The organism is Cellulosilyticum lentocellum DSM 5427 (genome assembly GCF_000178835.2).
GTDB classification, from domain to species: Bacteria; Bacillota; Clostridia; order Lachnospirales; family Cellulosilyticaceae; genus Cellulosilyticum; species Cellulosilyticum lentocellum.
Genome location: NC_015275.1, coordinates 2099338 through 2124129, shown reverse-complemented (window position 1 = coordinate 2124129; position 24792 = coordinate 2099338). Strand labels below are relative to the sequence as shown.

The window sequence follows — 24792 nt, the reverse complement described above, 5'->3', positions numbered from 1 at the left end:
TTAAGACTAATCAGACAGAAGGATTGATATGAATAACAGAGAACATTTTAGTTCAAAATTAGGAATTATTGCAGCAGTTGCAGGCTCAGAAATCAATTTAGGTAACATATGGAAATTTTCATATATGGTTGGGAAGCATGGTGGCGGTGCCTTTATTGTTGTATACCTATTAGCTATTATATTAATGGGATTTCAATTATTTTAATAGGTTATTCCATGACTTTACCTGAACTTAAGGAGTCATTTGAATTTTTATTCAAACCAGACTTTAGTAAAATAGCACCTTGTATTATCATTAGTGCTATAGGGCAAGCTTTCTTCTCTTTAAGCTTAGGTATGGGGGTGCTTATTACATATATTAAATTCGGTGGCAGAACACTTTTTATTACTTTAGATTATCTTACTAACAATATCAACACTCCTCTAGTAGCTGTACTTGCAGCTATTGTGGCAACTTGGATTTGTAAAACAAAATCCCTTAACAAAGAATTAGATGTGGGAAATAACCTTTTCTCATACAAAAAGAGTAGACTTGTCATTAGTCTACTCTTTTTGTATGAGAAAATAACACTTTTTTTACAACTCCTATACACAAAAGGTTGTACATAAAATACTAAGATTCCTTTGCAATACGCTCTGCTAACTCGTTTAAATATTCCCAACGTTCCATTTGATACATCAATTTTTCTTCTTTAGCTTGTTTCTCATTCATAAGTTCTTGCAGGCGTCCATAATGAGAAGCATTCATACTCATTTCTTCTTCTATTTGTTGAATTTCTTTTTCTAAAGTCTCGATTACTTCATCAATCTTTTCATACTCTAATTTTTCTTTATAAGTAAATTTAAGTTTAGTTGTTGACGCTGAACTTTTTTTGCTAGTTACGGGCTTTACTTTTTTAATTTCTTCTTTTATGGCTTCTTGTTGCAATTGGCGTTCTTTATAATCTGAATAATTACCTGGTATATAAACAATATTGCCATCTCCTTCGTAAGCAAAGATTTTCTCTGCAACACGATCTAAGAAATAACGATCATGAGAAATAGCAATAACAGGCCCATTAAAATCATCTATATACTCCTCCAAAATCTGAAGGGTATGAATATCCAAGTCATTAGTAGGCTCATCTAAAAAAAGAACATTAATATCTTCCATTAAAACACCTAACAAATAAAGTCTTCTTCTTTCTCCTCCTGAAAGTTTCTCAATAGGCGTATATTGAAGGATAGGAGGGAATAAAAATCGTTCTAACATTTTACTTGCTGAAATCAAACTGCCATCTGCTGTTTTAACATATTCGCCGCGTTCTTTAATGTAATCAATGACACGAAGCTTGGTATCCATCTCCTTATTTTCCTGTGTATAATAGCCAATCTTAACGGTTTCACCAATTTCAATCTTTCCGCTATCTGGTAAGACGCGCTCTGTAATGAGGTTAAGTAAAGTAGATTTTCCCATTCCATTATTTCCAATAATCCCAATGCGGTCATCTCTTACGACAGTATAGGTAAAATCATGGATCACTTGTTGATTTCCAAAACGCTTGCTTATATTTTCAAGACTAATAATTTTCTTTCCTAATCTGCTTGTGCCTAAACTCATTTCTAGATTCTGTTTGTAGTTTCCCTCTAAACTTCCTTCTAAGTCATAAAAACGTTCTTTTCTCGCTTTTTGTTTCGTACGCCTTGCTTCTACCCCTTTTCTCATCCACTCTAATTCTTTCTTATATAAGGAGAAGTTTTTCTCGCGCATACGCTCTTCAATACTTTCACGCTCTGCTTTTTGTTCTAGATAAGCTTCATAGTTTCCTTCATATTTATATAGCTTTCCTTGGTCTAATTCCACAATACGGTTAGTAATACGCTCCAAGAAATAACGGTCATGCGTAACCATTACAACTCCACAACGTTTATTTTTAAGAAGTTCTTCTAAATAATCAATCGTATCATTATCTAAATGGTTAGTTGGCTCATCTAAAATAAGTAAATTGCAAGGTCTAATTAAGGCTCCTGCTAAAGCAATTTTTTTGCGTTGCCCCCCTGATAACTCACTCACCTTTTGATTAAAATTCTGAATTCCTAATTTAGTTAATACTGCCTTTGCTTCACTTTCTAATTGCCAAGCACCTTCTGCATCCATCTTTTCGCTTAGCTTTAGTAATTTAAGCTGCAAGCCTTCATCTTCTGGTTCCTTCTCTAACTGAGCCATTGCCTTTTCATAATCTCGTAGTACCATCATAAAAGAAGAATTCCCTTTAAAAACTTGTTCTATAACAGTTGATTCTTCATCAAATTCTGGATTTTGAGGAAGATATTCAATCACTAATTCATTAGAGGTAATTACTTCTCCACCATCAGGCGTTTCTAAACCTGCCATAATCTTTAATAAACTACTTTTTCCTGTCCCATTGATTCCAATCATGCCTATTTTTTCTGTATCATCAATACCTAATGAGAGATCATTAAAAATGACCTTCTCCCCATAAGTTTTTTTAATATTATTTAAGGATAATAAAATCATAAACTTTCCTCTTCCTTATTACTTATTCTTGTCTCCATTGATTTGAAGTAGCTGATCAATACAAGACCTTCTTCTAGCTTTCATAACTAACCCAATATAAACGGCAAATGCACCTGAACCCAAGGTCCCACAAATAATGTCTTCCATTGTGTCTTGCAAACTTCCTAGTTGTGCATTAGTTCCTAAAAAAACGTCTCCTGAAAATTCAATAATTTCCCAAATACCTGCAGCTGCTATGCCTACTGCTACTACAAAAGTTACAATGACGCCTATCTTATTTTGCTTAAACAAAGTTTGACTCCTATCTAGGCTCACTAATATAATAAGTGCCACATAACCAATAAAAATACCAGAGGTAGCGTGCAAAAGCACATCCCAACAAGGAATATAGCCATAAAAGCCCAAATAAGAACCTAGCCATTGGGCAGCAAAAATAAATAAGGTGTAAAACAACCTTGCACCTATAGGGATATTAACCTTTGTCCACTTTGTATAAAGCTCAGGTACGAAAGTTAACAATAAACTTCCTAATAATAACACAAGCCGGTCAAATCTCAAAATACAAATAAGATAAACACTATTAATCAGAAAAATTAAACGGCATAAATAGATAATGCCTTTGCTCCATTTCATATATGACTCCTTTATGCTATATATTCTTAGTTTATTGTATGCTAAAAAAGTCCCCATTAAACTTCTTCTTGCAAAGTTAAGTTTATATGTCATTTTATTATATCATACTCTTTTGTATAAAACATGAAAAATAGGTATATACTATAATTGCATTGATAAGATGCAACTGGCACCTATATAAATGCCCTGTCATACTTCCACCATTTTTAAGAAGTTTTATCACCTATCAATCTATATCATACTATTCCCCGATAGTTAGAAGATTGAGCATATCTTACCCCATCAAAAGCGACCTTTATTTAAGCGTCGCTTTTTTGTTGAATAAAAATAGCTTTACCTATTAGTTTACTTTTTTGTACAAATTGGTAAATTATTGTTCTACTTTGACTCCCCAATTAATTGCATGGACTCTTTATGTTTCTTCTTTTATAATAAGGACTAATCACTTGCGAATTAAGAAAGAAGGTAAAACATGCAGTTTCAAAAACTTAAATATATAGTACCTCTTTGTTTACTCACTTTATCAGTAGGTTGTCAGTCAACTTCTTCTACACCCACTATTCACGAGACACCTATAGCTTCTACAAATCAAGCGACATCTACACCATCTCCAACACCTACTCCTACGCCAACACCTACTCCTGCTCCCCCTCTGACATTAAAGGCCACTGCCATTTTAGAAGCTCCTAGCTTCCAAGAAGGAACACCTGTTTTCACACATGGTGCACTGGAGGTTAATGGCATTCATATTATAGATAAGAACAGTGAAGTTTTCCAATTGCGCGGTGTTAGTACCCATGGTATTCAATGGTATAGCCAGTATACAACCGAAGAAACCTTTAAAACACTTCGTGATGATTGGCAAATTAATGCCATTCGTTTAGCACTTTATGCTGATACCGAATCTCGATATCCAGAAAATCAAGAAGCTTATACTACTATCTTAGAAAACGCTATTACAGCTGCCACTAACTTAGGTCTTTATGTCATAGTTGATTGGCATATATTAGCAGATGGTGATCCTCTTTTACATCAAGAAGATGCCAGTACCTTCTTTGATTATTTTGCGACCAAATATCAAAATTATCCTAATCTAATTTTCGAACTCTGTAATGAACCAAATGGTGGCAAAGTCAGTTGGGATGAGTCTATCAAACCTTATGCAGATACACTCTTAAAGGTCATTCGTAAAAATTCTCCTAACACTTTAGTGATTGTAGGTACACCTAAATGGTGTCAAAGTCCTCTATCAGTAGTCAGAAATCGTATTGATGATCCTCAGGTTGTTTATGCCTTTCATTTCTATGCAAACTCCCATAAGGATCCTCTAAGAGAAACTTTAGAAAATGCTATTGTTAAATATGAACTACCTCTATTTGTTAGCGAATTTGGTACTTGTGATGCTTCAGGTACAGGTGACATCAATATAGAACAATCCAATACCTGGTTAGACTTATTAGATCAATATCAAATCAGCTGGATGAATTGGAGCTTATGTGATAAAGATGAGTCTTCTGCACTTTTGGTGCCTAATGCTTCATCTGCTAATTGGTCTGATGAAGCATTAACAGAAAATGGACATTTCATTAAGGCAAGACTACAATCCTATACCAAATAGTTAGTCTCTGTCCTTTATATACTCACTCCTATACATGATAAAAAGGTGTTAGCTTATGGCTAACACCTTTTTATCATCCTAGATTAAGCTAAGATTTTATCTCGTACTTAATCTATGTTTCCTATCCCTTTATGCTTTACTTATTACTTTTTTTGAAAGCTAAGAACTCATCATAAGTTCCAAGACGATCAATTGTACCTGTTTCTGTAATTTCAATCACGCGGTTCGCAATTGTTTGAATGAATTGATGGTCATGTGAAGTGAAAAGCACATTGCCTTTGAATTCAATTAAACCATCATTTACCGCTGTAATAGACTCAAGGTCTAAGTGGTTAGTAGGTTGATCAAGCATAATAACATTAGCCCCAGATAGCATCATACGAGAAAGCATACAACGTACTTTTTCTCCCCCTGATAATACTTTTGCAGCTTTAAGTGAATCTTCTCCTGCAAAAAGCATACGACCAAGGAAACCACGAAGATAACTTTCTGTTTGATCTTCTGAATATTGACGTAACCAATCAATAAGGTTAAGGTCACAGCCTTCAAAGAACTCTGTATTATCTTTAGGGAAGTAAGATTGTGAAGTTGTTACACCCCATTTAAATGTTCCTGCATCCGGCTCAAGTTCTCCAGCTAAAATCTTAAATAAAGTTGTTTGTGCAATTTCGTTTTCTCCAATAAATACGATTTTATCATCTTTATTAACGCGGAAACTTACATTATCAAGTACTTTTACGCCATCTACTGTTTTTGTAAGACCTTCTACTGTTAAGATTTCATTCCCAACTTCACGATCTGGTGTAAATCTAACGAATGGATATTTTCTTGAAGAAGCAGGCATTTCATCGAACGTTAACTTATCAAGTAATTTACGACGAGAAGTTGCTTGTTTCGCTTTTGATTTATTAGCTGAGAAACGTGTAATGAAGTTTTGAAGTTCTTTAATTTGATCTTCTTTCTTCTTATTTTGTGCTTTCATTAATTGTTGCATCATTTGACTTGATTCATACCAGAAGTCATAGTTACCTACGTACATTCTAATCTTACCAAAGTCAATATCTACTGTATGTGTACAAACTGTATTTAAGAAGTGACGGTCATGGGATACAACAATAACAGTTCCAGGGAAATCTAATAAGAAATCTTCAAGCCACTCTACTGAATCAATATCTAAGTGGTTAGTAGGCTCATCTAGAAGCAAGATTCCTGGCTGACCAAATAAAGCTTGCGCAAGAAGAACTTTTACTTTCTCTCCACCTTGAAGATCTTTCATTAAAGCATAGTGTAAATCTGTTCCGATGCCTAACCCTTGAAGTAATTGAGCAGCTTCTGAATCTGCTTCCCAACCATTGAGTTCAGCAAATTCACCTTCTAGTTCTGCTGCTCTTTCACCATCAGCATCTGTGAAATCTTCTTTCGCATATAATGCATCTTTTTCTTGCATGATTTCATAAAGTCTTGCATTACCACGGATAACTGTTTCTAATACTTGACATTCGTCATATTGATAATGATCTTGTTTAAGAACAGACATACGAATGTTCTTAGGAATAGAAACTTCACCTGTCGTACTGTCTAATTCACCTGATAAGATTTTTAAGAAAGTTGATTTTCCAGCACCATTTGCCCCAATAACGCCATAGCAATTTTCAGGTGTAAATTTAAGGTTAACATCTTTAAACAGTGTTTTTCCTGCAAATTGCAGGCTCATGTTGTTTACTGTAATCATTTAATCTATCATCCTTTATATGTGTATTTCACCCCTAATTGATAAACTAGGTATGAGCTTTTAATTTTAAGCTTATTTTTTACTAACATTTTGTATTATAACATACAAGCTAGTGAGTTGCCATATAAAAATATGGAATATAACTCAGCATGATTTTACCATTGTCCACATATGATAATATAAATAGAAAATAAAGGAGTTTAATCATGACATTTATCACACAATTTATTGATTGGCTAATGACTTTCGTTGGCGAATTAGGTTATATCGGTATTTTTATTGTAATTGGTCTAGAATATGCTTGTTTCCCTATTCCCAGTGAAGTGGTGCTTCCTTTTGTAGGTATGAGCATTCCACAGACTAACCTCAGCTTCTTTCCTGCTTTTCTTATAAGTATACTCGCTGGCTTAGTTGGTTCTTATATTTGCTATTTCATTGGTTATTATGGCGGGCAACCTCTTTTAAATAAATTCTCTAGCTCTTCTAAAGGCATCCATAAAGCAATGAATACTTTTAATAGCTGGTTTGGTCGTTATGGCCGCCTAGCTGTTTTCTTTTCTAGAGTTATTCCTCTTACAAGAACATATATTTCTCTTTTTGCTGGTGTTAATGCTATGCCACTTTTAGAATTCTCTCTTTATTCTATTACAGGTATTGCCATCTGGAACCTTATTTTAATGAGTTTAGGCTTTTATCTAGGCAATAATTGGGAAGCTATTGAAGGCATTTTAAATACCTATAGTAATATTGTTTTAGTTCTATTAGCCATAGTCATCATCCTCTTTGTCTTAAAAAAATGGTCTGATGCTAAGAAAATCAGCTAATTTTATTTATAAGCCATGTGTAAAATTGCCTTTATAAGTAAATAATATTATAATAATTTAGAACTTATATATTATTATTCTTATTTTATATTCATTTACAAAGGAGGTCAGCTATGACAAATAGTTCACTCGGTCTTATTGTAGAAGGAGGGGGGATGCGTGGTGCCTATGCCGCTGGTATTTTGGAAGCCTTTCTAGATCATGACCTATACTTCCCTTATGCTATTGGTGTCTCTGCTGGGGCCAACACCTTATGCAGTTATTTATCTAGGCAAAAAGGAAGAAACGAGCGTCTTTATACCAAATGGATTACTGATAAACGTTTTATCGGTTGGAAAAATTTCTTTAGGGAAGGTGGTTACTTTGGCATGAATTTTTTATTTGACGACTTGCCTAAGCACCTTGATCCTTTTGATTTTGAAACCTTTAAGCAAACGGATACTATTTTCAAGGTAGGGGTTACCCATTGTGAATCTGGTAACCCTCATTATTTTGAACCTACTAAAGCCAATAACCTTGACGACACAGACCGTATGCTACGTGCTTCTAGTAGCCTTCCCTTTATTTCAAAAGTGGTGGAAATAGAAGGTGAACATTATCTAGACGGTGGGCTTTGCAACTCGATTCCTATTGATAAATCCATAGCAGATGGTAATCAAAAAAATGTCATTGTTTTAACACGTAATGCAGGTTATCGTAAGCACTATTCTAAAAATATGCATCGCTTAGCAAAGGCCTATGGAAAAAAGTATCCCGAAGTCGTTCGTTGTATTGCCACTCGCTATCAACATTATAATCAAACTTTAGAAAGCATTAATCAATTGGAAAAAGAAGGTTCTGTTTTTATTTTAAGACCCGAACTTCCTTTAGAAGTTGATCGCTTTGAAAAGGATGTAGATAAATTAAAAGTTCTTTTTGAACAAGGCTATGAGCAAGCTATTACTGCAATACCTCATTTAAAAAATTGGCTTTAAAATTTTAAAACAAGAAAAAGATGAACTAATGTCCACTTTTTCTTGCTTTTTTTAGCGATTAATAGCACCCTATTCTAAAATCTATATGATATAATATGAAGTATTCAGATATGCTATTACAACTAGGAGGCTTTATGAAAAAACGATCCATTATCTTTATATTCATTCTTTTTATGATAGGCCTAACTTATATTGTAGGTCTCTCCTCCCCTACCTTGATTGAAACCTATTATTCGCTAGGCTTCAACAAATGGTTTTTACAGTTTTTAAGTCATTGTACTGGCTTTATACCTCTTTCTCTTTTTGAAATTGGCATTTATAGTTTACTGCTTTGTCTAGCTTATCGTTTATTGATCTGGTTATACATAGCATTTAAAAGAACTACGCCTTTTAAGAGGCATCTTACAAAAGGTCTCTTACATATCTTTTATTTTGGATTAACACTCATTTTCCTTTTCTATTGGGAATGGGGCTTTAATTATAATCGTGTGCCCTTACGTGATACACTTAGTTTCACCCGAACGACTTTTACAACCGAAGAACTTGGACGTTTATATGAGACCCTCATAGAAAAGGCCAATACACTTAGACCTTTTGTTAACGAAGATGAAAATGGTTATATGACGATTCCTGGTGGCTATAAAAGTGTTTTTGCCAGAGCAGATTTAGGTTATCTAGAACTTGCTAAGCTTTACCCCATTTTTTATGGAAGCTATGGTAAACCCAAACCTATTTTAGCCTCTACTTATATGAACTACACTGGCATTACAGGGATTTATTCACCGTTTACAGGTGAAGCCAATGTTAATGTTGCTATCTTACCACAAGCACTACCTTATACAACACTTCATGAAATGGCCCATCAAAGAGGCTTTGCTAGCGAGGATGAATGTAATTTTATCGCTTTTCTAGCTTGCTCAGTTCATCCTGATGTGGATTTTGAGTACTCTGGGTATCTTCTTGCATTAGCTTATACTAATAACGCCTTATCTAGCACTAATCCAGAGCTTTTAAAACAGCTAAATACAAAGCTTTCAGATAAAGTTAAAGCAGATATTCACTATAACAATACCTTTTGGAAGCACTATAGCGGCCCTATTGAAAAGGCTTCAAGTAAAGTCAATGACACTTATTTAAAAGCTAATGGCATCAGTGATGGTGAACGTAGCTACGGCCGCATGGTTGACTTACTACTAAGCTACTATCACGATACCCTAGACGTTACGCCTTAATGACATCTTCAAAACTACCTTTAATGTAATCACATAAAGCTTGGGGTGCAAGCGTAACTTGTACCCCTATTTTTCCGCCGCTTACGGTTATTTCTTCTCTACTTTCAGCTGATTGATGAATAAAAGTTTTAAACAGCTTCTTCATACCAATAGGAGAACAACCTCCTCGAATATAACCTGTCGTTTTTTGTAAATCCTTAACATGAAGCATTTCTATACTTTTTTCTCCTGCTATTTTACTTGCCTTTTTTAAATCTAATTCTTCATCTACTGGAACCACAAATACATAGTTATTCTTTGAATGTCCTACTGCTACTAAAGTTTTATAAACCTGCTCTGCTGGTTTATGTATTTTAGCTGCTACTGCTTGTCCATCAATTTTCCCATCTGCCACCTCATAGGTTGTTACCTCATAAGGAATTTTTGCTTGTTCTAAAAGACGCATAACATTTGTTTTTGGATTTCCCATCTTATTCCCTCTTTCCTATTTCAATAAAAAGCTATCATAGATGACTTTTAGCCTTCTTATGATAGCTTTTCTTGTAATTCTTTCATTTGGCTAAAACTGTTATTTCTATTTTCCAGGTGCTGTAGCTGTTTCTAATGTTTCTAAGTAAGCTAATGCTGCTTCCTTAGACTGGCCACACATCTCTTTACTCGGCATTAATGCGCCACAGACTTTAGGCCTTCTAGGATCCTCAAAAATTTTACAACGGTTGTTTTCATCTAGTTGAATGCACCTTTCATTGGCCTTTTTCCCCTGAGGCATACCTGGAATAGGTGAACTAATCGAAGGCGCAATACAACATGCACCACAAAAATCTCTACATTTCATTGTCTTACCTGATGACTTTCTTTTTATTAGCTATTATAACAAAGTTTTCATCATGTGCAAATAGCAAGTCTACTTCTTTATTTAACAGCTTCCTCTGCAAAGGTTGTATTGACTAACTCCTGATAAGCTGGGCGCTGATTGAGCTCTCCAGCAAGCTCCATAACGTCCATTAATCTATTTAAGCTTTCTTCTTTAAGAATAGGATCTGTGCACCAGGTATCATTATCTTTATAACGCTGCACTACTTTTACTAATTGTTCTTTTTTCATTTCTTTAAACTGTGGTGCAATTAAATCTGCTATTTCTTCTGCTGTATGTGTTTCCACATATTGCTGGCCTTTGTAAATAGCATTAGTAAATTTTTGAATCATATCAGGATTTTTAGCCATATAACTACTTAAAGCTGAATAAGCTGTATAAGGTATTTCTCCTGATAATTGTCCCATAGAAGCTAGAATATAACCTTGACCTTGTTCTTCTAGCTGAGTAGCTGTTGGCTCAAATAAAGTTACGAAATCACCTTCACCACCAACAAAAGCCCCACCCATGGCTGCAAATTGAATGTCCGTCCTCACCTGAGTATTTCCTTCAGCTAAGTTTTCTCCTAAGGTTAAGCCTTGATTTTTTAGTACATATTCTAACGTCATTTCTGGCATTCCGCCTTTTCTACCGCCAATAATCTGTTTGCCTTTAAGCATGTCAAAATTAAAACTGTCAATCTCGGTACGTCCTACCAGAAAGGTACCATCACGTTTTGTCACTTGTGCAAAATTAATAGCATAGTCTTTACTCCCTTGATTATAAACATAAATAGAAGCTTCTGGTCCCATGAAACCCACCTGTGCTTCATTTGAAAGAAGCGCTGCCATAGTCTTATCGGCTCCTTGTGTTAAAATGAGCTGAACATCTATACCTTCATCTTTAAAATAACCTGCCTCTATAGCCACATACTGTGGCGCATAAAAAATAGAATGCGTTACTTCTGCAATAGTCACCTTCTTTAGGCCTTGCTCGTTGCACCCCGTCATGCCAAAGGTTAGTAATATAAATGATAAGGTTACAATTAAAATAGATTTAATCTTTCTCATACCAATCACCTCATGAAATGGTAATTTTTTACTTTAAGCTACTATAACATACGCATTAGCTTTTTATTTGGTGACTCTTTTCTTAATAATAAGCTTTTCGACAAAACCTACAATACTGTACATCACAAAAGCACATACTGCTAATACGACAACGCCCATCATAACTAAGTCTAGCCTAAATACCTGACCTCCATAAACAATCAAATAACCTAAGCCATAACGAGATACTAAAAATTCTCCGACAATCACCCCCACCCAAGATAAGCCAATATTAATTTTAATAATATTAACGATATTGGCTAGGTTAGCTGGCAAAATAAGCTTCGTTAAAATTTGTACTTTTGTAGCTCCAAAACTGGTTAACATTTTTATCTTTTCTTCATCCATATGAATGAAATAATTATAGGCTGACAAAATAGTCGTCACTATAGAAATCGTTACTGCTGTTAATACAATACCACCAATACCTGCTCCAGCCCATACAATTAAGATGGGGGCTAAAGCTGTTTTAGGTAAAGCATTGAGTACTACAAGCACAGGGTCTAATATTTTAGCAACAGTTTCTGACCACCACAGACCAATGGCTATGATAATGCCTAAAGCAGTGCCTATTGAAAAACCTAAAATCGTTTCCCAAACTGAAATAGCTACATGTTTAAAAAGACTTCCATCTCCTATATAAACTAAAAAAAGTTGATAGACTTCACTAGGGCTACTAAATAAAAAAGTATTTAACCATCCTAATCTAGCAGCTACTTCCCACAACCCAATAAAACCTACTAACAATATGAGCTGCCATCTTAAAATACGTCTTTTCTTTCGTTTCTTTTCATTTAAATAATGTAAATAGCCTTCGCTTTTATCATTCATTGGTTTCCAGCTCCTTCCACAGTATATCAAAATAATCTTTAAATTCAGGTGCTTTTCTACTTGAAAGAGGTGTTCTATCTCCTGCAACTGTTAAATGAATTTCATAGGTATGCTTTACATACGCAGGTCTTTTAGAAAGCACACTGATTTCATCTGCCATTGAAATGGCCTCTGAGATGTCATGAGTAACAAGTATGGCTTCCTTATGCTCTTTTTTGATAATGCCATAAATATCATCACTTACTAATAATCTTGTTTGATAGTCTAATGCTGAAAATGGTTCATCTAATAGTAAAATATCTGGATTAGTCGCCAAGGTACGAATAAGAGCTGCCCTTTGCCTCATACCACCTGATAATTCCTTCGGAAAACGATTTTTAAATTCGCCTAGTCCATAATTTTCTAATAAGACCTCTACCCTATGCCGATTTTCCTCACTTAATTTCTTTTGAATCTCTAGACCAATGGTTACATTATCCATAATGGTACGCCATTCTAATAAATGGTCATGCTGAAACATGTACCCTATCTTCCCATTAATCATAACTTTTCCACTGCTCGGCTTTATTAAATCAGTTAGTATATTGAGTACTGTTGACTTCCCGCTCCCTGATGGGCCAAGAAGTGCCAATATCTTCCCAGGTTTTAAATTTAAGCTAAGGTCTTTCAGCACTATAATTTCACCTTCATCTGTATAAAAGCTTTTATCTATATGCTGTAATTCTATACGATTATTCATTTTCTTCAGCTCCATTTCCCTTTTATCGCCATATTTAGTGCTCAATGTCATCTTATTACCATAATATTATTTGCTTGCTATGATAGTGCTTGTTTTAAGGAAATACGTTATACTATAATAAAATCATTACATTAGAAGGGAGCCTTGTATGCGTTATTTAATTTTATCTGATTTACATGGTAGCGAAACTTATTTAAGACCTATGCTTTCTTTATTTGAAGAACAAGGTTTTGATTTTCTCATTTTACTAGGAGATATTCTTTATCACGGTCCTCGTAATCCTCTTCCAGAAGGTCACAATCCTCAAGGCGTTGTAAATCTATTAAATACTTATAGCGATCGTATTATTGCTTGTCGTGGTAACTGTGATGCCGAGGTTGACCAAATGCTTTTAAATTTCCCTTGCTTAAGTGATTATAGCCTTATTGTAGATGAAGGCATTAAGCTCTTTGCAACTCATGGACACCGTTATGCAGCTGAGAACTTTCCTAAATCTCCTGGCAAACAAGTTTTCCTCTATGGCCATACACACTTATGGGAACTTCGTGAAGAGGGAGACCTTGTCATTTGTAATCCTGGTTCTATTTCTCTTCCTAAAGAAAATAGACCTTCTACTTATGCCACTTATGAAAATGGTACCCTAAGTGTTTATGACTTTAGTCACTGTTTACTCGGTCGTTTATCTGTTAAATAAGCCATGCGCTCACCATTTACTTTTATACTTATTCATGATACTATCATAAAAGCAGAAGAAGCTACTTATGAGTGCTTTTACACGCTCATAAATAGCTTCTTTATTTGATAAAAAGGAGATTTAAAATGGAAAATAAAGTACTTGCTGTTGTAGACGGCAGAGCAATCAAACAATCTGATCTTTATGACTTACTTCGTAGCATTGGACAAAATGCTATGCAGTTCCAAAGTGAAGAAGGTCAAAAACAATTAGTAGATGAACTTGTTATGCAAGAATTGCTATACTCAGATGCGATTAAACATGGCTTAGATAAGGAAGAAGAATTCACTGCTGCTCTTGAGCAAATGACTAAATCTTTACTTAAACAATATGCTATGGGTAAACTTCTTGAAAGCGTAACAGCTTCTGATGAAGAAGTAAAAGAATACTATGAAACACATCAAGGCCAATTCAAATCTGATGAAGCAGCTAAAGCTAACCACATATTAGTAGCAACTTTAGAAGAAGCTGAAAAAGTAGCTGAGGAAATCAAAGCTGGGCTTTCTTTTGCAGAAGCTGCAAAAAAATATTCAACTTGTCCTTCTGCTTCACAAGGCGGTGCTTTAGGAGAATTTACTCGCGGTCGTATGGTACCTGAGTTTGAAACTGCTGCTTTCGCTATGTCACCAGGAGAAATCTCTGCTCCTGTTCAAACACAATTTGGTTATCACATCATTGAATTAGAAGCACTAACACCTGCTGGCCTTTCACCACTTGAAGCAGTGAAAGAACAAGTAAAAGAACAATGTCTTTTAGCAAAACGTCAAGCACTTTATCTTGCAAAACGTCAAGAATTAGAAAGCCTGTATACTGTAGAAATGCAATAAACCTACTTACTAAAAAAGCTGTTACAGCCCATCATTTTGAGGCTTGTAACAGCTTTTTGACTATTTATATTCTCCTAAAATTTGAGTTTTGAGCATATGTGTATCTTTTGCCAAATAAGTAGCTCCAGCTTCTTTTAATTCTTTTTCATCCCTAAATCCCCAAAGTACGCCAATAGCATCTACACCTGCATTTTCAGCTGTTTTTATATCTACATTAGAATCACCTACATAAATACACTCCGAAGGCGCTACCTTATAAGACTCTAATAATTGTATGACTCCTATAGGATTAGGTTTAGTAGGAATACCCTCTCTTTGTCCAATCACTTCTTCTACTAAATCTCCGAAAAAATGTTTTACAAGTTCCTTGGCATAAGCCTGTACTTTATTAGTCAATACGCAGCAAGGAATTCCCTCTGCCTTAAGAGCTGTTAAAAGTTCTATAATTCCCTCATAGGGCCTAGTTTGATCTAAACTATGTTCTTTATAATAAGCATCAAAAACAGCCTTTACTTCTTTGACACATTCCTCTCCTCTATCTTCTATAGGAAGCGCACGTTCCACTAACTTATAAATCCCATTCCCTACAAATTGCTTATAATCCTTTTCTTCATGTAAAGGATAGTTAAAATGGGCTAGCGCCACATTGCACGCGCTCATCAAATCACCTATAGAATTAAGTAAGGTGCCATCTAAATCAAATATTGCTAAACGATACATATCCTTTTCTCCTTTTTATACTTCTTCTAACTGAACCTGTACGCTATGATCAAGTTCTAAAGTATCTGGTGTAACCAGGCAATCATAAGCTAAGAGCCTCACACCTAACTTATCAGCTCTTTTTAGTGCCTCAGCGAAGGCCTTTTGTCTTTCTACATGAGGTTTAAAGTATAACACATCTTTCATTTGAATGACAAACACAACATAACACTCATATCCCTCTTGCTTTGCCTTGATTAGTTCTTCTACATGTCTTAGTCCTCTTTCTGTAGGCGCATCAGGAAACATCACATAACCATCTTGCTCTAAAGTAACGCCCTTGACTTCTACAAACCCTTTTTTCTCATAGGTTTCTACGTAGAAATCAAAACGAGATGCATCATAGGTTACTTCTCTTTTAATAAAGGTCAAACCTTCTTCCATACCAGGAAGCTTTAGCTTGCCACTGGCTAAAGCTTCCTCTACCACCTCATTAGGTGCCTGTGAGTCCATATTAATGAGACGATTGCCTTTTTCTACTGCAATTAATGAGTATTTTGTTTTACGTTTAGGATCCTCACTTTCTTGAAGATAGACGGTCACCCCTTTGATTAATAACTCAGCACATCGCCCTGTATTTTTTACATGTACTTTACATATTTCTTGGTTTACTTTGCATAAGGCAATAAAACGATTAGGACGTTCTATAAAAATGGCCTTGACTATGCCTTCATATTTCATTTCTTTCATTCCTTTACTTTCATTTCGTCATTTTATTTATAATAACACATTACATAAATAAACGGCTACCACACTCGCTAGAGCTACCAAAGTTAAACTTTTTTCAAAATATCCTAAAATAAGAGCCACTAACATCCCCATTGCCGCATGTAAGCTATACTCTGTACTATATAAGATATGCGGAAAAGTCATAGCTCCTAATACTGCATAAGGCACATAATGTAAGAAGGAACGAATATATAATGACTTAATAGGTTTTTGAAATAGCGTTACAGGTAACACACGAATGAAATAAGTAACGCCTGCCATAATTAAGATACTGATGATGATGTACATGAGTCTTCCTCCTCTTGAATGGGATACCAATAGGCAGCAAGTCCCGCTGCAACTAGTGTCACTATAATGACTGCAAAGCCTGGAGAAATACTGTTTAAACCTGGGATGTATTTTAAAATGCAACTACAGGCAACAGCTATTAAAATCGTTATTAAAATCGACTTGGTTCCCTTAGCTGCTGGAATAATTAAAGCAATAAACATCCCATACAAAGCAATACCTAGAGCATCTTGAAGTGCACTTGGTAAAAAACCGCTCATTACTGCACCCATCAACGTTCCTAAGCTCCATCCAACAAATGGCAAAGTAATTAATCCCCATAAAAAACTTGAGCAGATTGGCTCTTTTTCTAAAGCTGCCACTGCAAAAATTTCATCCGTCACCCCAAAACTCACTAGTAGCTTTTCAAATCTCTTGAAGTCTTTAGCAAATTTTTGCGATAAAGATAAGGACATCAAAAAATACCTCGCATTAATCATAAGCATTGTTAATGTCATCTCTATATAAGAACCTCCAGCTGCTATTAAGCTCACACCAGCAAATTGACCTGCTGAAGTGAGATTGGTCATAGAAATAATAACAGCTGCTAAAGGCGATAAACCGCTCCCTACAGCTAACATCCCAAAGGCAATGGATACAGAAAAATAACCGAGGCCGATAGGCACTCCTAGTTCTAATCCCCTTTTAAATTGTTTTTTATTCATCTATTTCACCCCATTTATGAACTAAGTAAAAAGCACAATGAAGGCTAATTGCCCTATTGTGCTTATCTATCACCTGTTATTAGACACCTTATTTTTCGTAAACAGATCTTTTTAATATGCCTACATAAGGTAAATTACGATAACGCTCTGCATAATCAATACCATAGCCTACAATAAATCCATCTGGTACTTCAAAACCTAAATAATCAATGTTCACACTTTCCTTACGACGTGCAGGTTTATCTAATAAAGTACAAATCTTAACACTTGCAGGGTTTCTCGTTAATAAAATTTCTTTTAAATATTTTAAAGTTAAACCACTATCTACGATATCTTCGACAATGAGTAAATTTTCGCCTTCTACACTACCATCTAGGTCTTTAATAATTCTTACAACACCTGTTGATTCAGTAGCATTACCATAGCTAGAAACTGCCATAAAATCCATTTTTAATGGTAGGTTAATCTTTCTTACTAAATCACTAGTGAAAATATTAGAACCTTTTAAAATGCTAATAACCGTTAGTGGTTTACCTGTATAATCATTTGTAATTTGCTCACCTAACTCTGTTAGTCGTGCATTTAATGCTTCTTCTGAATATAAAATTTCTTCAATATCTGCTCTCATGAGATGACTCCTTTAATGTAAAATCGAACTATATTTTTATTATAACACATAACGTTCAGATTTCAAATTTATAAATACAATTACCTTCATTTTAGGCCATTATTCTTTATAAAACAAGTAAAAAAGCTAAAAGCTTTGATTCACTTTTAGCTTTTGTTATCCTATTATGACTTATTCATTAATGCCAGCATATTTTTGAATAATAGCCTCTGCTACTTGAATGCCATCTACTGCTGCTGAAGTAATACCACCTGCATAGCCTGCTCCTTCTCCTGCTGGATAAAGGCCTTTTACATTACTTTCATAAGCCTCATTTCTTGGTAAACGGATTGGTGATGAACTTCTTGTCTCAAAGCCGGTAAATAATGCTTCTGGATGGTCAAAACCTTTTATTTTTTGTCCAAAGACCTTCATAGCTTCATCTATAGCACTTGTTATAAAGTCAGGTAAAGCAGCTCTCATATTCGTCAGCTTCACACCTAGTGTATACGTCGGTTTCACTATCCCAATTTGTGTACTTGCTTGGTTATTAAGAAAATCTCCAAGAAGCTGCACAGGTGCCTTATAATCTTCTCCTCCTAGATGAAAAGCCAATTCTTCTAACTCACGCTGTAAGTGCATTCCTGCCAGAGGATCATCACTACCATAATCTTTAGGACCTACATTTACCAAAATAGCACTATTAGCATTCTTACCATCACGGCTATGTTCACTCATGCCATTGGTTACCACTCTGCCTTCTTCTGAAGCTGAAGCAATAACATAACCACCTGGGCACATACAAAAGCTATAAGCGGTACGTCCATTTGCACAATGATGAACGAGTTTGTATTCAGCTGCTCCCAGTTTTTCATGATTCTTATTTTCTTCTCCAAATTGTGCTTCATTAATCCATTCTTGCAAATGCTCTATGCGCATACCCATAGAGAATGGCTTCTGCTCCATGTGAATTTGACGATTATTGAGCATTATAAAAGTATCTCTTGCACTATGTCCAATAGCCAAAATACAAATCTGTGTTTCTAGACGTTCTTTATCATTAATAATCACAGCCTTAACTTCACCGTGCTCATATTCAATATCCGTTACTTGACTTTCAAAACGGTATTCACCACCCAGTTTTATAATTGTCTCACGTATATTTTTAACAACATCTCTTAAAATATCGGTTCCAACATGAGGTTTATTCTTATAAAGAATATTATCTGGTGCACCGGCTTTCACCATTTCCTCTAATACTTTATGACAACGCTTATTTTTAATTTGTGTCGTTAATTTGCCATCTGAAAAAGTACCTGCGCCACCTTCTCCAAATTGTACATTAGAAGTAGGATCGAAGCTACCTGTCTGCCAAAAGTGCTCTACATCCTCTACACGCGCATCTACAGCTTTACCACGTTCTAACACAATAGGTTTAAACCCTTCTTGCGCTAAAATAAGTGCTGCAAATAATCCACAAGGACCACTTCCTACTACAACAGGTCTATGCTTTAACCATTGATTCCCTTTGATAGGGCAAACATAAGCCATAGACTCCCACTTAAGCTCTGGCATCTTGGCTAATAGCTGCTTATCCTTAGTGGTAGCTACATCTACAGTATACACTAGCTTAATATCCTTTTTTTTCCTAGCATCAATTGCTTCTTTAAAAATACGATACTCTAAAATATCAGATGTTTTTATTTTTAATTTTTTAGCAATCTTCTCTGGAAGTAGCGATAGCTCCTCATTCAAATTTAATTTGATATCTTGTACTCTAATCATGCCTTTACTCCATTTCTACTTACACTTTCTCCTGCAATGAAACCTGTTGACCAGGCCCATTGCAGATTATATCCACCACAATCCCCATCTACATCTAATACTTCTCCAGTAATATATAAATCTTTAGCTTTTAAAGAGCCCATGGTACTTAAATCCACTTCATCTATTTTAACGCCTCCTGCAGTGACTTGAGCATATTTATAGCCCCGCGTTCCTTCTACAGGAAAAGTAAAACCCTTTAAAGTAGTAGCAATACGCGCTATCTCATCATATTCTAAGTTCTCACACGGTCTTCCTATTTGTACAATAGTAGCTGCTTTTAGCACAGGTACGATGATACGTTTATGCAGTAAACCAATAAAAAGCTCTTCTATTGAACGTTCAGGATGCCTTGCAATACGCTCATATAATAAGCTTACCATTTCATCATAACTGATGTCTTTAAAAAGGTCTATGACTACTTTGGCTGATTGCTTCTCTAACTTTGCTCGTGAAGCAATACGACTTAACTGGAAAATAGGAGGCCCTGATAATCCATCCTCTGTAAAAAGAACTTCTCCATAATCTTCTCTCATAACCTTGCCTTCTACTTCTATTTTAACATCTGCTTTTACCTTAGTCCCCATCATCATCTTACAATACGGCGATGATGACAGCATATGAACTAATATAGGAAAGGTAGGTGTAATCTGATGACCTAGACGTTTTAACAAGTTATATCCTGTGCCGTCACAGCCTAAACTTGCATTTGCCATTCCTCCTGTTGCTACAATAACTTTTTTACTAGCATAAGTTTGTCCTTGTTCACCCACAATCTGCCATCCATCTTTTTTATAAAATAAATCTGTTACCTTTACATCTGTTAAAATCTCTACTTGTAAGCGCTCAGCTTCCATGCGAAGGACATCCAAAACACTTGTTGCTTGCTCAGAGCAAGGATAAACTTTTTGTCCTTCTACTAAAAATGCGATGCCTAATTCTTCAAAAAAAGTCTTTGTTTCTTCATATCCAAAGCGTTCAATAGGTCCCATAATAGGATACACTTCACTACTGGTATGATAGCAGTTTGCTTTTAGCTGGGTATTGGTTATGTTGCATCTCCCATTTCCCGTCACAAGTATTTTTTTACCTACACGACTTAACCTTTCTAATAAGCAAACCTTAGCGCCTCTTCTGGCTGCTACAATGGCAGCCACTAATCCTGACGCTCCCCCTCCAATAATAACGACTTCTTTCACGCTATATCCTCCTTCATACGGCGAATAAGACTGCCCGTAGGCAGCCTTATTCACCAACATAATCTTGTAATATTCTTTGGAGTACACTTGCATCTTTTAAAAGTGCCTCTTTTTGCATGGTTGTAATCGTAATACTTTCTTTTAAAAGTAAGCTATAAAGATAGCTAGAAAAGTCTGTTGCCTTACGTGCAATATGACCCACTACTACTCCTGTTACCACTTCTTTAATACAAATCTCATCGCCTTCTACACCTAACGCATAACTTCTAGCTTCACTTGTTTGCTTGAATGCTAATGAATCCAAATCGGCTGTTTTTAAAAGCTTAACCTCATCCTCGTTAAAGGTTTCAATACTACAATCTTTAAAACGCTCTTTTAACTCCTGTTCGGTAAGTCCTAATAGGCTCGTTGCATTTAACGTCACACTTTCCATCTTTTCTTGATCATTTGTTTGTAAACAAAGAAGTATTTTGGTGCTAGGCAAAATTCTTGTGATTTGCAATTGATTACTTGATAACGTCTTAGAAACATTTTGTTGTTCTAATACTACTTGTCCTGCCATAGGAGCTACTACTTTATTTCTTCCCATTACAATGAAATAAGCAGCTATAAAAAGGATAAAAAACGCTATGGCAGCTACTAATAACGTTATCCAATATTGTTTTTTCTCTAACATAATGGCACTTCCTTTATCTTTGATAAGTATAAACTTATTGAGATTATGTGTAAATTTTTAATTTTTATACATTTAGGAAGTGTTTTTAATATAAATTTTTAATTTTTATGCTCTTTCAAGAAATGCAACTACTTTTTTACCACCTGGGAAAGATAATAGGTCAGACCTTGAAATCGTATGAGTTGCAAGGCCTACAAGGAAGTAAATAATAGCAGCTATAGGTATTACCACTAAAATGCTTAACTTAGCTGAAACACCTATGAAGATTAGAAGTGCATAAATAGCATAACTGATGATTCCCATTACCCCTGCACAAATCATAGGTTTAAGTAAAAGTTTTTTCCAATTAAATTTAATATGAAGATGCTTACATAAGTAACGTATATTTAAAATCGCATAAATAACATAACATAAAGTTGTACTATGAATAAAGCCATAAATATTAAGTGCCGGAATAGAGAGTGCGACTAAATTCATAGCCACCTTAATAGCACAAGCTATAACGGCATTAATGGTAGGAATGCTTTGCTTACTCATTCCTTGTAATACACCCGCACTTAATTGTGCTAGTGCCATTCCTAAAATCCCAATAGCCCCTGCTGAAAGTACCTCTGCACCCTTGGCATCGCCTACTACTAATGTGAGAATAGGGTCAGCAAATATGAGAAAAGCTACAGCAGAAGGTGCTGCAATCAGCAAACCTACCTTAAAAATCAGCTTTGTTTTCTTACGAATATCTTTATATAAACCTGCAGCCATAGCTGCTGCTATAGCTGGTACTGTGGCTAATCCTAATTGTAAAATCAAACTCACAGGAATATTCATAAAGGTCATATATTGAAATGAAAGATAACTACTTAAATGATTTACAACTGTATCTGTTTTCAAATTGGCTGCATCCATTACAGGTACTAAGTTTAATAAACCCTGTTCTCTTAGTATATCTATATTTCTTGGCAATACCTTAGAAATCATAGATTGGTCAATAGATGTCATAATAGAGAAAACCGAAGCACTAATAATAACAGGAATCATCATATTTAAAATCTGTTTTAAGATTGTCCCTGTGCTTTGATATTCATATTCAGTACTATGTGCTAGTTCCTTCTTAATTCTAGGTCTTTTGAGAAAATATAAGGTGAGCAGTACAATAAGCCCTGCTATAGCTCCCATTCCCGTTCCTAAAGCACTTCCAGTGGCACCCCATACAAGAGACTGTGTTGTATTTAAAAAACTATAAGCTAAAACAACACTAAAAATCACATTAATGATCTGCTCAATAACTTGTGAACTAGCAGTAGGCACCATATCTCCCATGCCTTGAAAATACCCTCTAAGTACTCCCAGACTAGTTGCAATAATAACAGTAGGTGCCAATGCCTTAATAGGTAGTGCTACATCTTGAGTTGGATAAAATGTATTTGAAATAAAGTCTGCACTACACCATAAAACAATTGCCATCACACAGGCTACCCCTAGGGCATAAATCATAGCTAGATGATATACCCTCTGTGCTTCTTTATAAGCGCCTGCTGCACGTCTTTCTGCAATAAGCTTTGATAAAGCTCCCGGAATAGCCATAGCCGTTAAAGTTAAGATAACCACATATATCCCATAAGCCACACCATAAATTGAATTACCTTCATCTGTTAAAATATTTCTAATAGGGATACGATAAACCATACCTATAATACGGCTTACTAATACGCCTATACTTAAAATCATTGCCCCCTTCATGAGGCTTTGTTTGTTTGTTGTACTTTCCATAGTCTTCCTCTGTGTTTTATTTTAAATCATGTCCTTTTTTCGCCTGATTAAACCTATTTTAGCATATTTTTTTACTGAATACATCTTTTCATAGAAAAAAGCCATAGGAAATTGATGTGACCCCAAAAAGTTAGACTTTTATTGCGTAACAGATTTTTGATAAGTCTGTTACGCATTTTTATGCTGCTAAGAGGCTAATTCTGTATTGCACAGGACTGAGCCAGTCTAGTTTTTGCTTTATTCTTTTTTCATTGTAATACTTTATATATCGTTCTATTGCTGATTTTAATTCCTCATAACTATAATACACAACACCATAATAGATTTCTTGTTTCAGCAAACCAAAAAAATTCTCCATTACTGAATTATCATGACAGTTTCCTTTTCTTGACATGCTTTGAAATATTTTTTCTTCTTTCAGTCTGTTTGAATAGGCTTTCATTTGATAAGCCCACCCTTGATCTGAATGAAAAGTTCTACGATATGGACAATCAGAAGTAATCTCTATTGCTTTTTCTAAAGCCTTCATAACATTCTGAGCCGATGGTTGTCTACCCATTTCAAAGCTCATTATTTCACCACTACACATATCCATAAAGGGATCTAAATAAAGCTTATGCGTAGTCATATGACCCTTATTATCAATCTCATAATATTTAAATTCTGTTGTGTCAGTTGTTATCTTCTGATGAGGTATATTCGTGTTAAAACGTCTTCTAATTCTATTTGGTGCGACAGTTCCAACTTTACCTTTGTAGGAACTGTATTTTCGACTTTTTCTAGTAAATGATGTAACCTGAAGGTTGAACTTCTGCATAATTCTTTGAACCTTCTTCTTATTTACTATATATCCTTGATTCCGAAGTTCTCCACACATTCTTCTATATCCATAGTTCTTATTATTTTTATGTATTTCTAAAATCTTATCCTCAATTTCTTTGTTTGGATTTTCTTTATTAAAACGCTTTTGCCAATACATATATGTAGCCTTAGGCATTTGACTGTACGAGAGAAGGTCTTTTAGTTTGAATTGTCTTCGGAGACTGTTGATGACCCTAGCAAGTCTCTCGTTTTTGCTTCGTCCTCTAAACGCAGTCTCCTCAGTTCTTTTAAAAAGGCATTCTCTATTCTAAGTTTAAGTAATTCATCTTCTAATTCTCGTACATGTTCCATGCTCGTATCTACTGTAAAATCTTTTGTAAGTTGCGTGACATCTTTTGAGTTAGTCTTTTCCAATGTTTTTCTCCGACCTTTCTTATGAGGTCTTAGAGCATCAAGACCTGCCACTTGGAATCTATTTACCCAGTTACAAATCAATGCTGGGTTATTAATTCCTTCTTGAATAGCTAATTCTTGATACGAAACCTCACTTGTTAAATATAATTCTACAACATGAAGTTTATAATCAAAAGAGTAATATTCTTTTTTTCTTGAACGCATTAATCCTGCATCTCCGAATTCCTTGTATGCATTAATCCATTTGCGTAATTGTGAAGTAGAGCCTAATCCATACTTTGTTGAAAGATAAGGTGTTCCACCTTCACCGTTTAGGTATTCTAAAACCACTTTCTTTTTAAACTCAAAACTATGTTTTGTCATAAAAATACCGACCTCCC

The 24792-nt window shown here is 35.1% G+C and carries 26 protein-coding genes; 8 read left to right on the top strand and 18 right to left on the bottom strand.

Going from position 1 to position 24792, the window contains the following annotated elements:
* Positions 1-28: 28 nt before the first annotated feature.
* Positions 29-205, top strand: coding sequence for a hypothetical protein (locus CLOLE_RS23480; RefSeq protein WP_083801252.1), 177 nt, complete (start codon positions 29-31; stop codon positions 203-205).
* 11 nt (positions 206-216) lie between these two features.
* Positions 217-609: a hypothetical protein gene (locus CLOLE_RS09720; RefSeq protein WP_041712947.1), complete on the top strand. Its 393-nt coding sequence runs from the start codon at positions 217-219 to the stop codon at positions 607-609.
* Between the two features lie 4 nt (positions 610-613).
* Here CLOLE_RS09720 and CLOLE_RS09715 read toward each other — a convergent pair whose 3' ends face one another.
* The gene (locus CLOLE_RS09715) at positions 614-2518 is read right to left on the bottom strand and encodes an ABC-F family ATP-binding cassette domain-containing protein (RefSeq protein WP_013656938.1); all 1905 of its coding nucleotides are present in this window, start codon (positions 2516-2518) and stop codon (positions 614-616) included.
* Between the two features lie 18 nt (positions 2519-2536).
* Positions 2537-3151, bottom strand: coding sequence for a hypothetical protein (locus tag CLOLE_RS21830; RefSeq protein WP_013656937.1), 615 nt, complete (start codon positions 3149-3151; stop codon positions 2537-2539).
* A gap of 472 nt (positions 3152-3623) precedes the next feature.
* Between CLOLE_RS21830 and CLOLE_RS09705 the strand changes: the two genes are divergently transcribed.
* Positions 3624-4769 carry a glycoside hydrolase family 5 protein gene (locus CLOLE_RS09705; protein ID WP_013656936.1) on the top strand — a complete coding sequence of 382 codons (1146 nt, stop codon included), beginning with the start codon at positions 3624-3626 and terminating at the stop codon, positions 4767-4769.
* 136 nt (positions 4770-4905) lie between these two features.
* On the opposite strand, the gene CLOLE_RS09700 is transcribed toward CLOLE_RS09705, so the two are convergent.
* Positions 4906-6501, bottom strand: coding sequence for an ABC-F family ATP-binding cassette domain-containing protein (locus CLOLE_RS09700; protein ID WP_013656935.1), 1596 nt, complete (start codon positions 6499-6501; stop codon positions 4906-4908).
* 206 nt (positions 6502-6707) lie between these two features.
* Here CLOLE_RS09700 and CLOLE_RS09695 point away from each other — a divergent pair, with 206 nt between their 5' ends.
* The 3 genes from CLOLE_RS09695 (at position 6708) to CLOLE_RS09685 (ending at position 9531) form a co-directional block, all read left to right on the top strand.
* Entirely contained in the window at positions 6708-7325 is a 618-nt protein-coding gene (locus tag CLOLE_RS09695; RefSeq protein ID WP_013656934.1) for a DedA family protein, read from the top strand.
* A gap of 113 nt (positions 7326-7438) precedes the next feature.
* Positions 7439-8299: a patatin-like phospholipase family protein gene (locus tag CLOLE_RS09690; RefSeq protein ID WP_013656933.1), complete on the top strand. Its 861-nt coding sequence runs from the start codon at positions 7439-7441 to the stop codon at positions 8297-8299.
* 134 nt (positions 8300-8433) lie between these two features.
* The gene (locus CLOLE_RS09685) at positions 8434-9531 is read left to right on the top strand and encodes a DUF3810 domain-containing protein (RefSeq protein WP_013656932.1); all 1098 of its coding nucleotides are present in this window, start codon (positions 8434-8436) and stop codon (positions 9529-9531) included.
* Here the strand turns inward: CLOLE_RS09685 and ybaK are convergent.
* From ybaK to CLOLE_RS09660, 5 genes are all read right to left on the bottom strand, one after another.
* Complete coding sequence (gene ybaK / locus CLOLE_RS09680; RefSeq protein ID WP_013656931.1) at positions 9521-10000, bottom strand: Cys-tRNA(Pro) deacylase; 480 nt, start codon at positions 9998-10000, stop codon at positions 9521-9523. The two genes, CLOLE_RS09685 and ybaK, sit on opposite strands and share 11 nt — an antisense overlap.
* Positions 10001-10105: 105 nt before the next feature.
* A complete protein-coding gene (locus CLOLE_RS09675; protein WP_013656930.1) occupies positions 10106-10366 on the bottom strand; it encodes a YkgJ family cysteine cluster protein in 261 nt (86 codons plus the stop codon).
* 77 nt (positions 10367-10443) lie between these two features.
* The gene (locus CLOLE_RS09670) at positions 10444-11454 is read right to left on the bottom strand and encodes an ABC transporter substrate-binding protein (protein WP_013656929.1); all 1011 of its coding nucleotides are present in this window, start codon (positions 11452-11454) and stop codon (positions 10444-10446) included.
* A 63-nt stretch (positions 11455-11517) separates the two neighbouring features.
* Positions 11518-12324: an ABC transporter permease gene (locus CLOLE_RS09665; protein ID WP_013656928.1), complete on the bottom strand. Its 807-nt coding sequence runs from the start codon at positions 12322-12324 to the stop codon at positions 11518-11520.
* The gene (locus CLOLE_RS09660) at positions 12317-13063 is read right to left on the bottom strand and encodes an ABC transporter ATP-binding protein (RefSeq protein WP_013656927.1); all 747 of its coding nucleotides are present in this window, start codon (positions 13061-13063) and stop codon (positions 12317-12319) included. The genes CLOLE_RS09665 and CLOLE_RS09660 overlap by 8 nt, the downstream gene beginning before the upstream one ends.
* 148 nt (positions 13064-13211) lie before the next feature.
* Between CLOLE_RS09660 and yfcE the strand changes: the two genes are divergently transcribed.
* Both yfcE and CLOLE_RS09650 read left to right on the top strand, forming a co-directional pair.
* Positions 13212-13757 carry a phosphodiesterase gene (gene yfcE / locus CLOLE_RS09655; protein WP_013656926.1) on the top strand — a complete coding sequence of 182 codons (546 nt, stop codon included), beginning with the start codon at positions 13212-13214 and terminating at the stop codon, positions 13755-13757.
* Positions 13758-13882: 125 nt separating this feature from the next.
* Positions 13883-14623: a peptidylprolyl isomerase gene (locus CLOLE_RS09650; RefSeq protein WP_013656925.1), complete on the top strand. Its 741-nt coding sequence runs from the start codon at positions 13883-13885 to the stop codon at positions 14621-14623.
* A 60-nt stretch (positions 14624-14683) separates the two neighbouring features.
* Here CLOLE_RS09650 and CLOLE_RS09645 read toward each other — a convergent pair whose 3' ends face one another.
* The 10 genes from CLOLE_RS09645 to CLOLE_RS22440 all read right to left on the bottom strand — a co-directional run bounded on the left by CLOLE_RS09645 (position 14684) and on the right by CLOLE_RS22440 (position 24775).
* Complete coding sequence (locus CLOLE_RS09645) at positions 14684-15343, bottom strand: HAD family hydrolase (RefSeq protein WP_013656924.1); 660 nt, start codon at positions 15341-15343, stop codon at positions 14684-14686.
* A gap of 15 nt (positions 15344-15358) precedes the next feature.
* Positions 15359-16072, bottom strand: a complete 714-nt coding sequence (gene sfsA, locus CLOLE_RS09640) for a DNA/RNA nuclease SfsA (RefSeq protein WP_242825782.1) — start codon at positions 16070-16072, stop codon at positions 15359-15361.
* 27 nt (positions 16073-16099) lie between these two features.
* Positions 16100-16399 carry an AzlD domain-containing protein gene (locus CLOLE_RS09635; RefSeq protein ID WP_013656922.1) on the bottom strand — a complete coding sequence of 100 codons (300 nt, stop codon included), beginning with the start codon at positions 16397-16399 and terminating at the stop codon, positions 16100-16102.
* Positions 16375-17103 (bottom strand): AzlC family ABC transporter permease, encoded by a 729-nt coding sequence (locus tag CLOLE_RS09630; protein ID WP_013656921.1) that lies wholly within the window; start codon positions 17101-17103, stop codon positions 16375-16377. Before CLOLE_RS09630 ends, CLOLE_RS09635 begins: the two co-directional genes overlap by 25 nt.
* Positions 17104-17191: 88 nt before the next feature.
* Positions 17192-17731 carry a hypoxanthine phosphoribosyltransferase gene (gene hpt, locus CLOLE_RS09625; RefSeq protein ID WP_013656920.1) on the bottom strand — a complete coding sequence of 180 codons (540 nt, stop codon included), beginning with the start codon at positions 17729-17731 and terminating at the stop codon, positions 17192-17194.
* 171 nt (positions 17732-17902) lie between these two features.
* On the bottom strand, positions 17903-19495 hold the full coding sequence (locus tag CLOLE_RS09620) for an NAD(P)/FAD-dependent oxidoreductase (protein WP_013656919.1): 1593 nt from the start codon (positions 19493-19495) through the stop codon (positions 17903-17905).
* On the bottom strand, positions 19492-20733 hold the full coding sequence (locus CLOLE_RS09615; protein WP_041712946.1) for a BaiN/RdsA family NAD(P)/FAD-dependent oxidoreductase: 1242 nt from the start codon (positions 20731-20733) through the stop codon (positions 19492-19494). Before CLOLE_RS09615 ends, CLOLE_RS09620 begins: the two co-directional genes overlap by 4 nt.
* A 46-nt stretch (positions 20734-20779) precedes the next feature.
* Positions 20780-21409: a hypothetical protein gene (locus CLOLE_RS09610; RefSeq protein WP_013656917.1), complete on the bottom strand. Its 630-nt coding sequence runs from the start codon at positions 21407-21409 to the stop codon at positions 20780-20782.
* 105 nt (positions 21410-21514) lie between these two features.
* A complete protein-coding gene (locus CLOLE_RS09605; RefSeq protein ID WP_013656916.1) occupies positions 21515-23176 on the bottom strand; it encodes a putative polysaccharide biosynthesis protein in 1662 nt (553 codons plus the stop codon).
* A 178-nt stretch (positions 23177-23354) separates the two neighbouring features.
* Positions 23355-24775 (bottom strand): IS3 family transposase gene (locus CLOLE_RS22440; protein ID WP_242825766.1). Its coding sequence is split into 2 segments (ribosomal slippage): positions 23355-24289 and positions 24289-24775, totalling 1422 coding nucleotides; the frame shifts between segments, so codons are not numbered across the junction.
* Positions 24776-24792 lie beyond the last annotated feature (17 nt).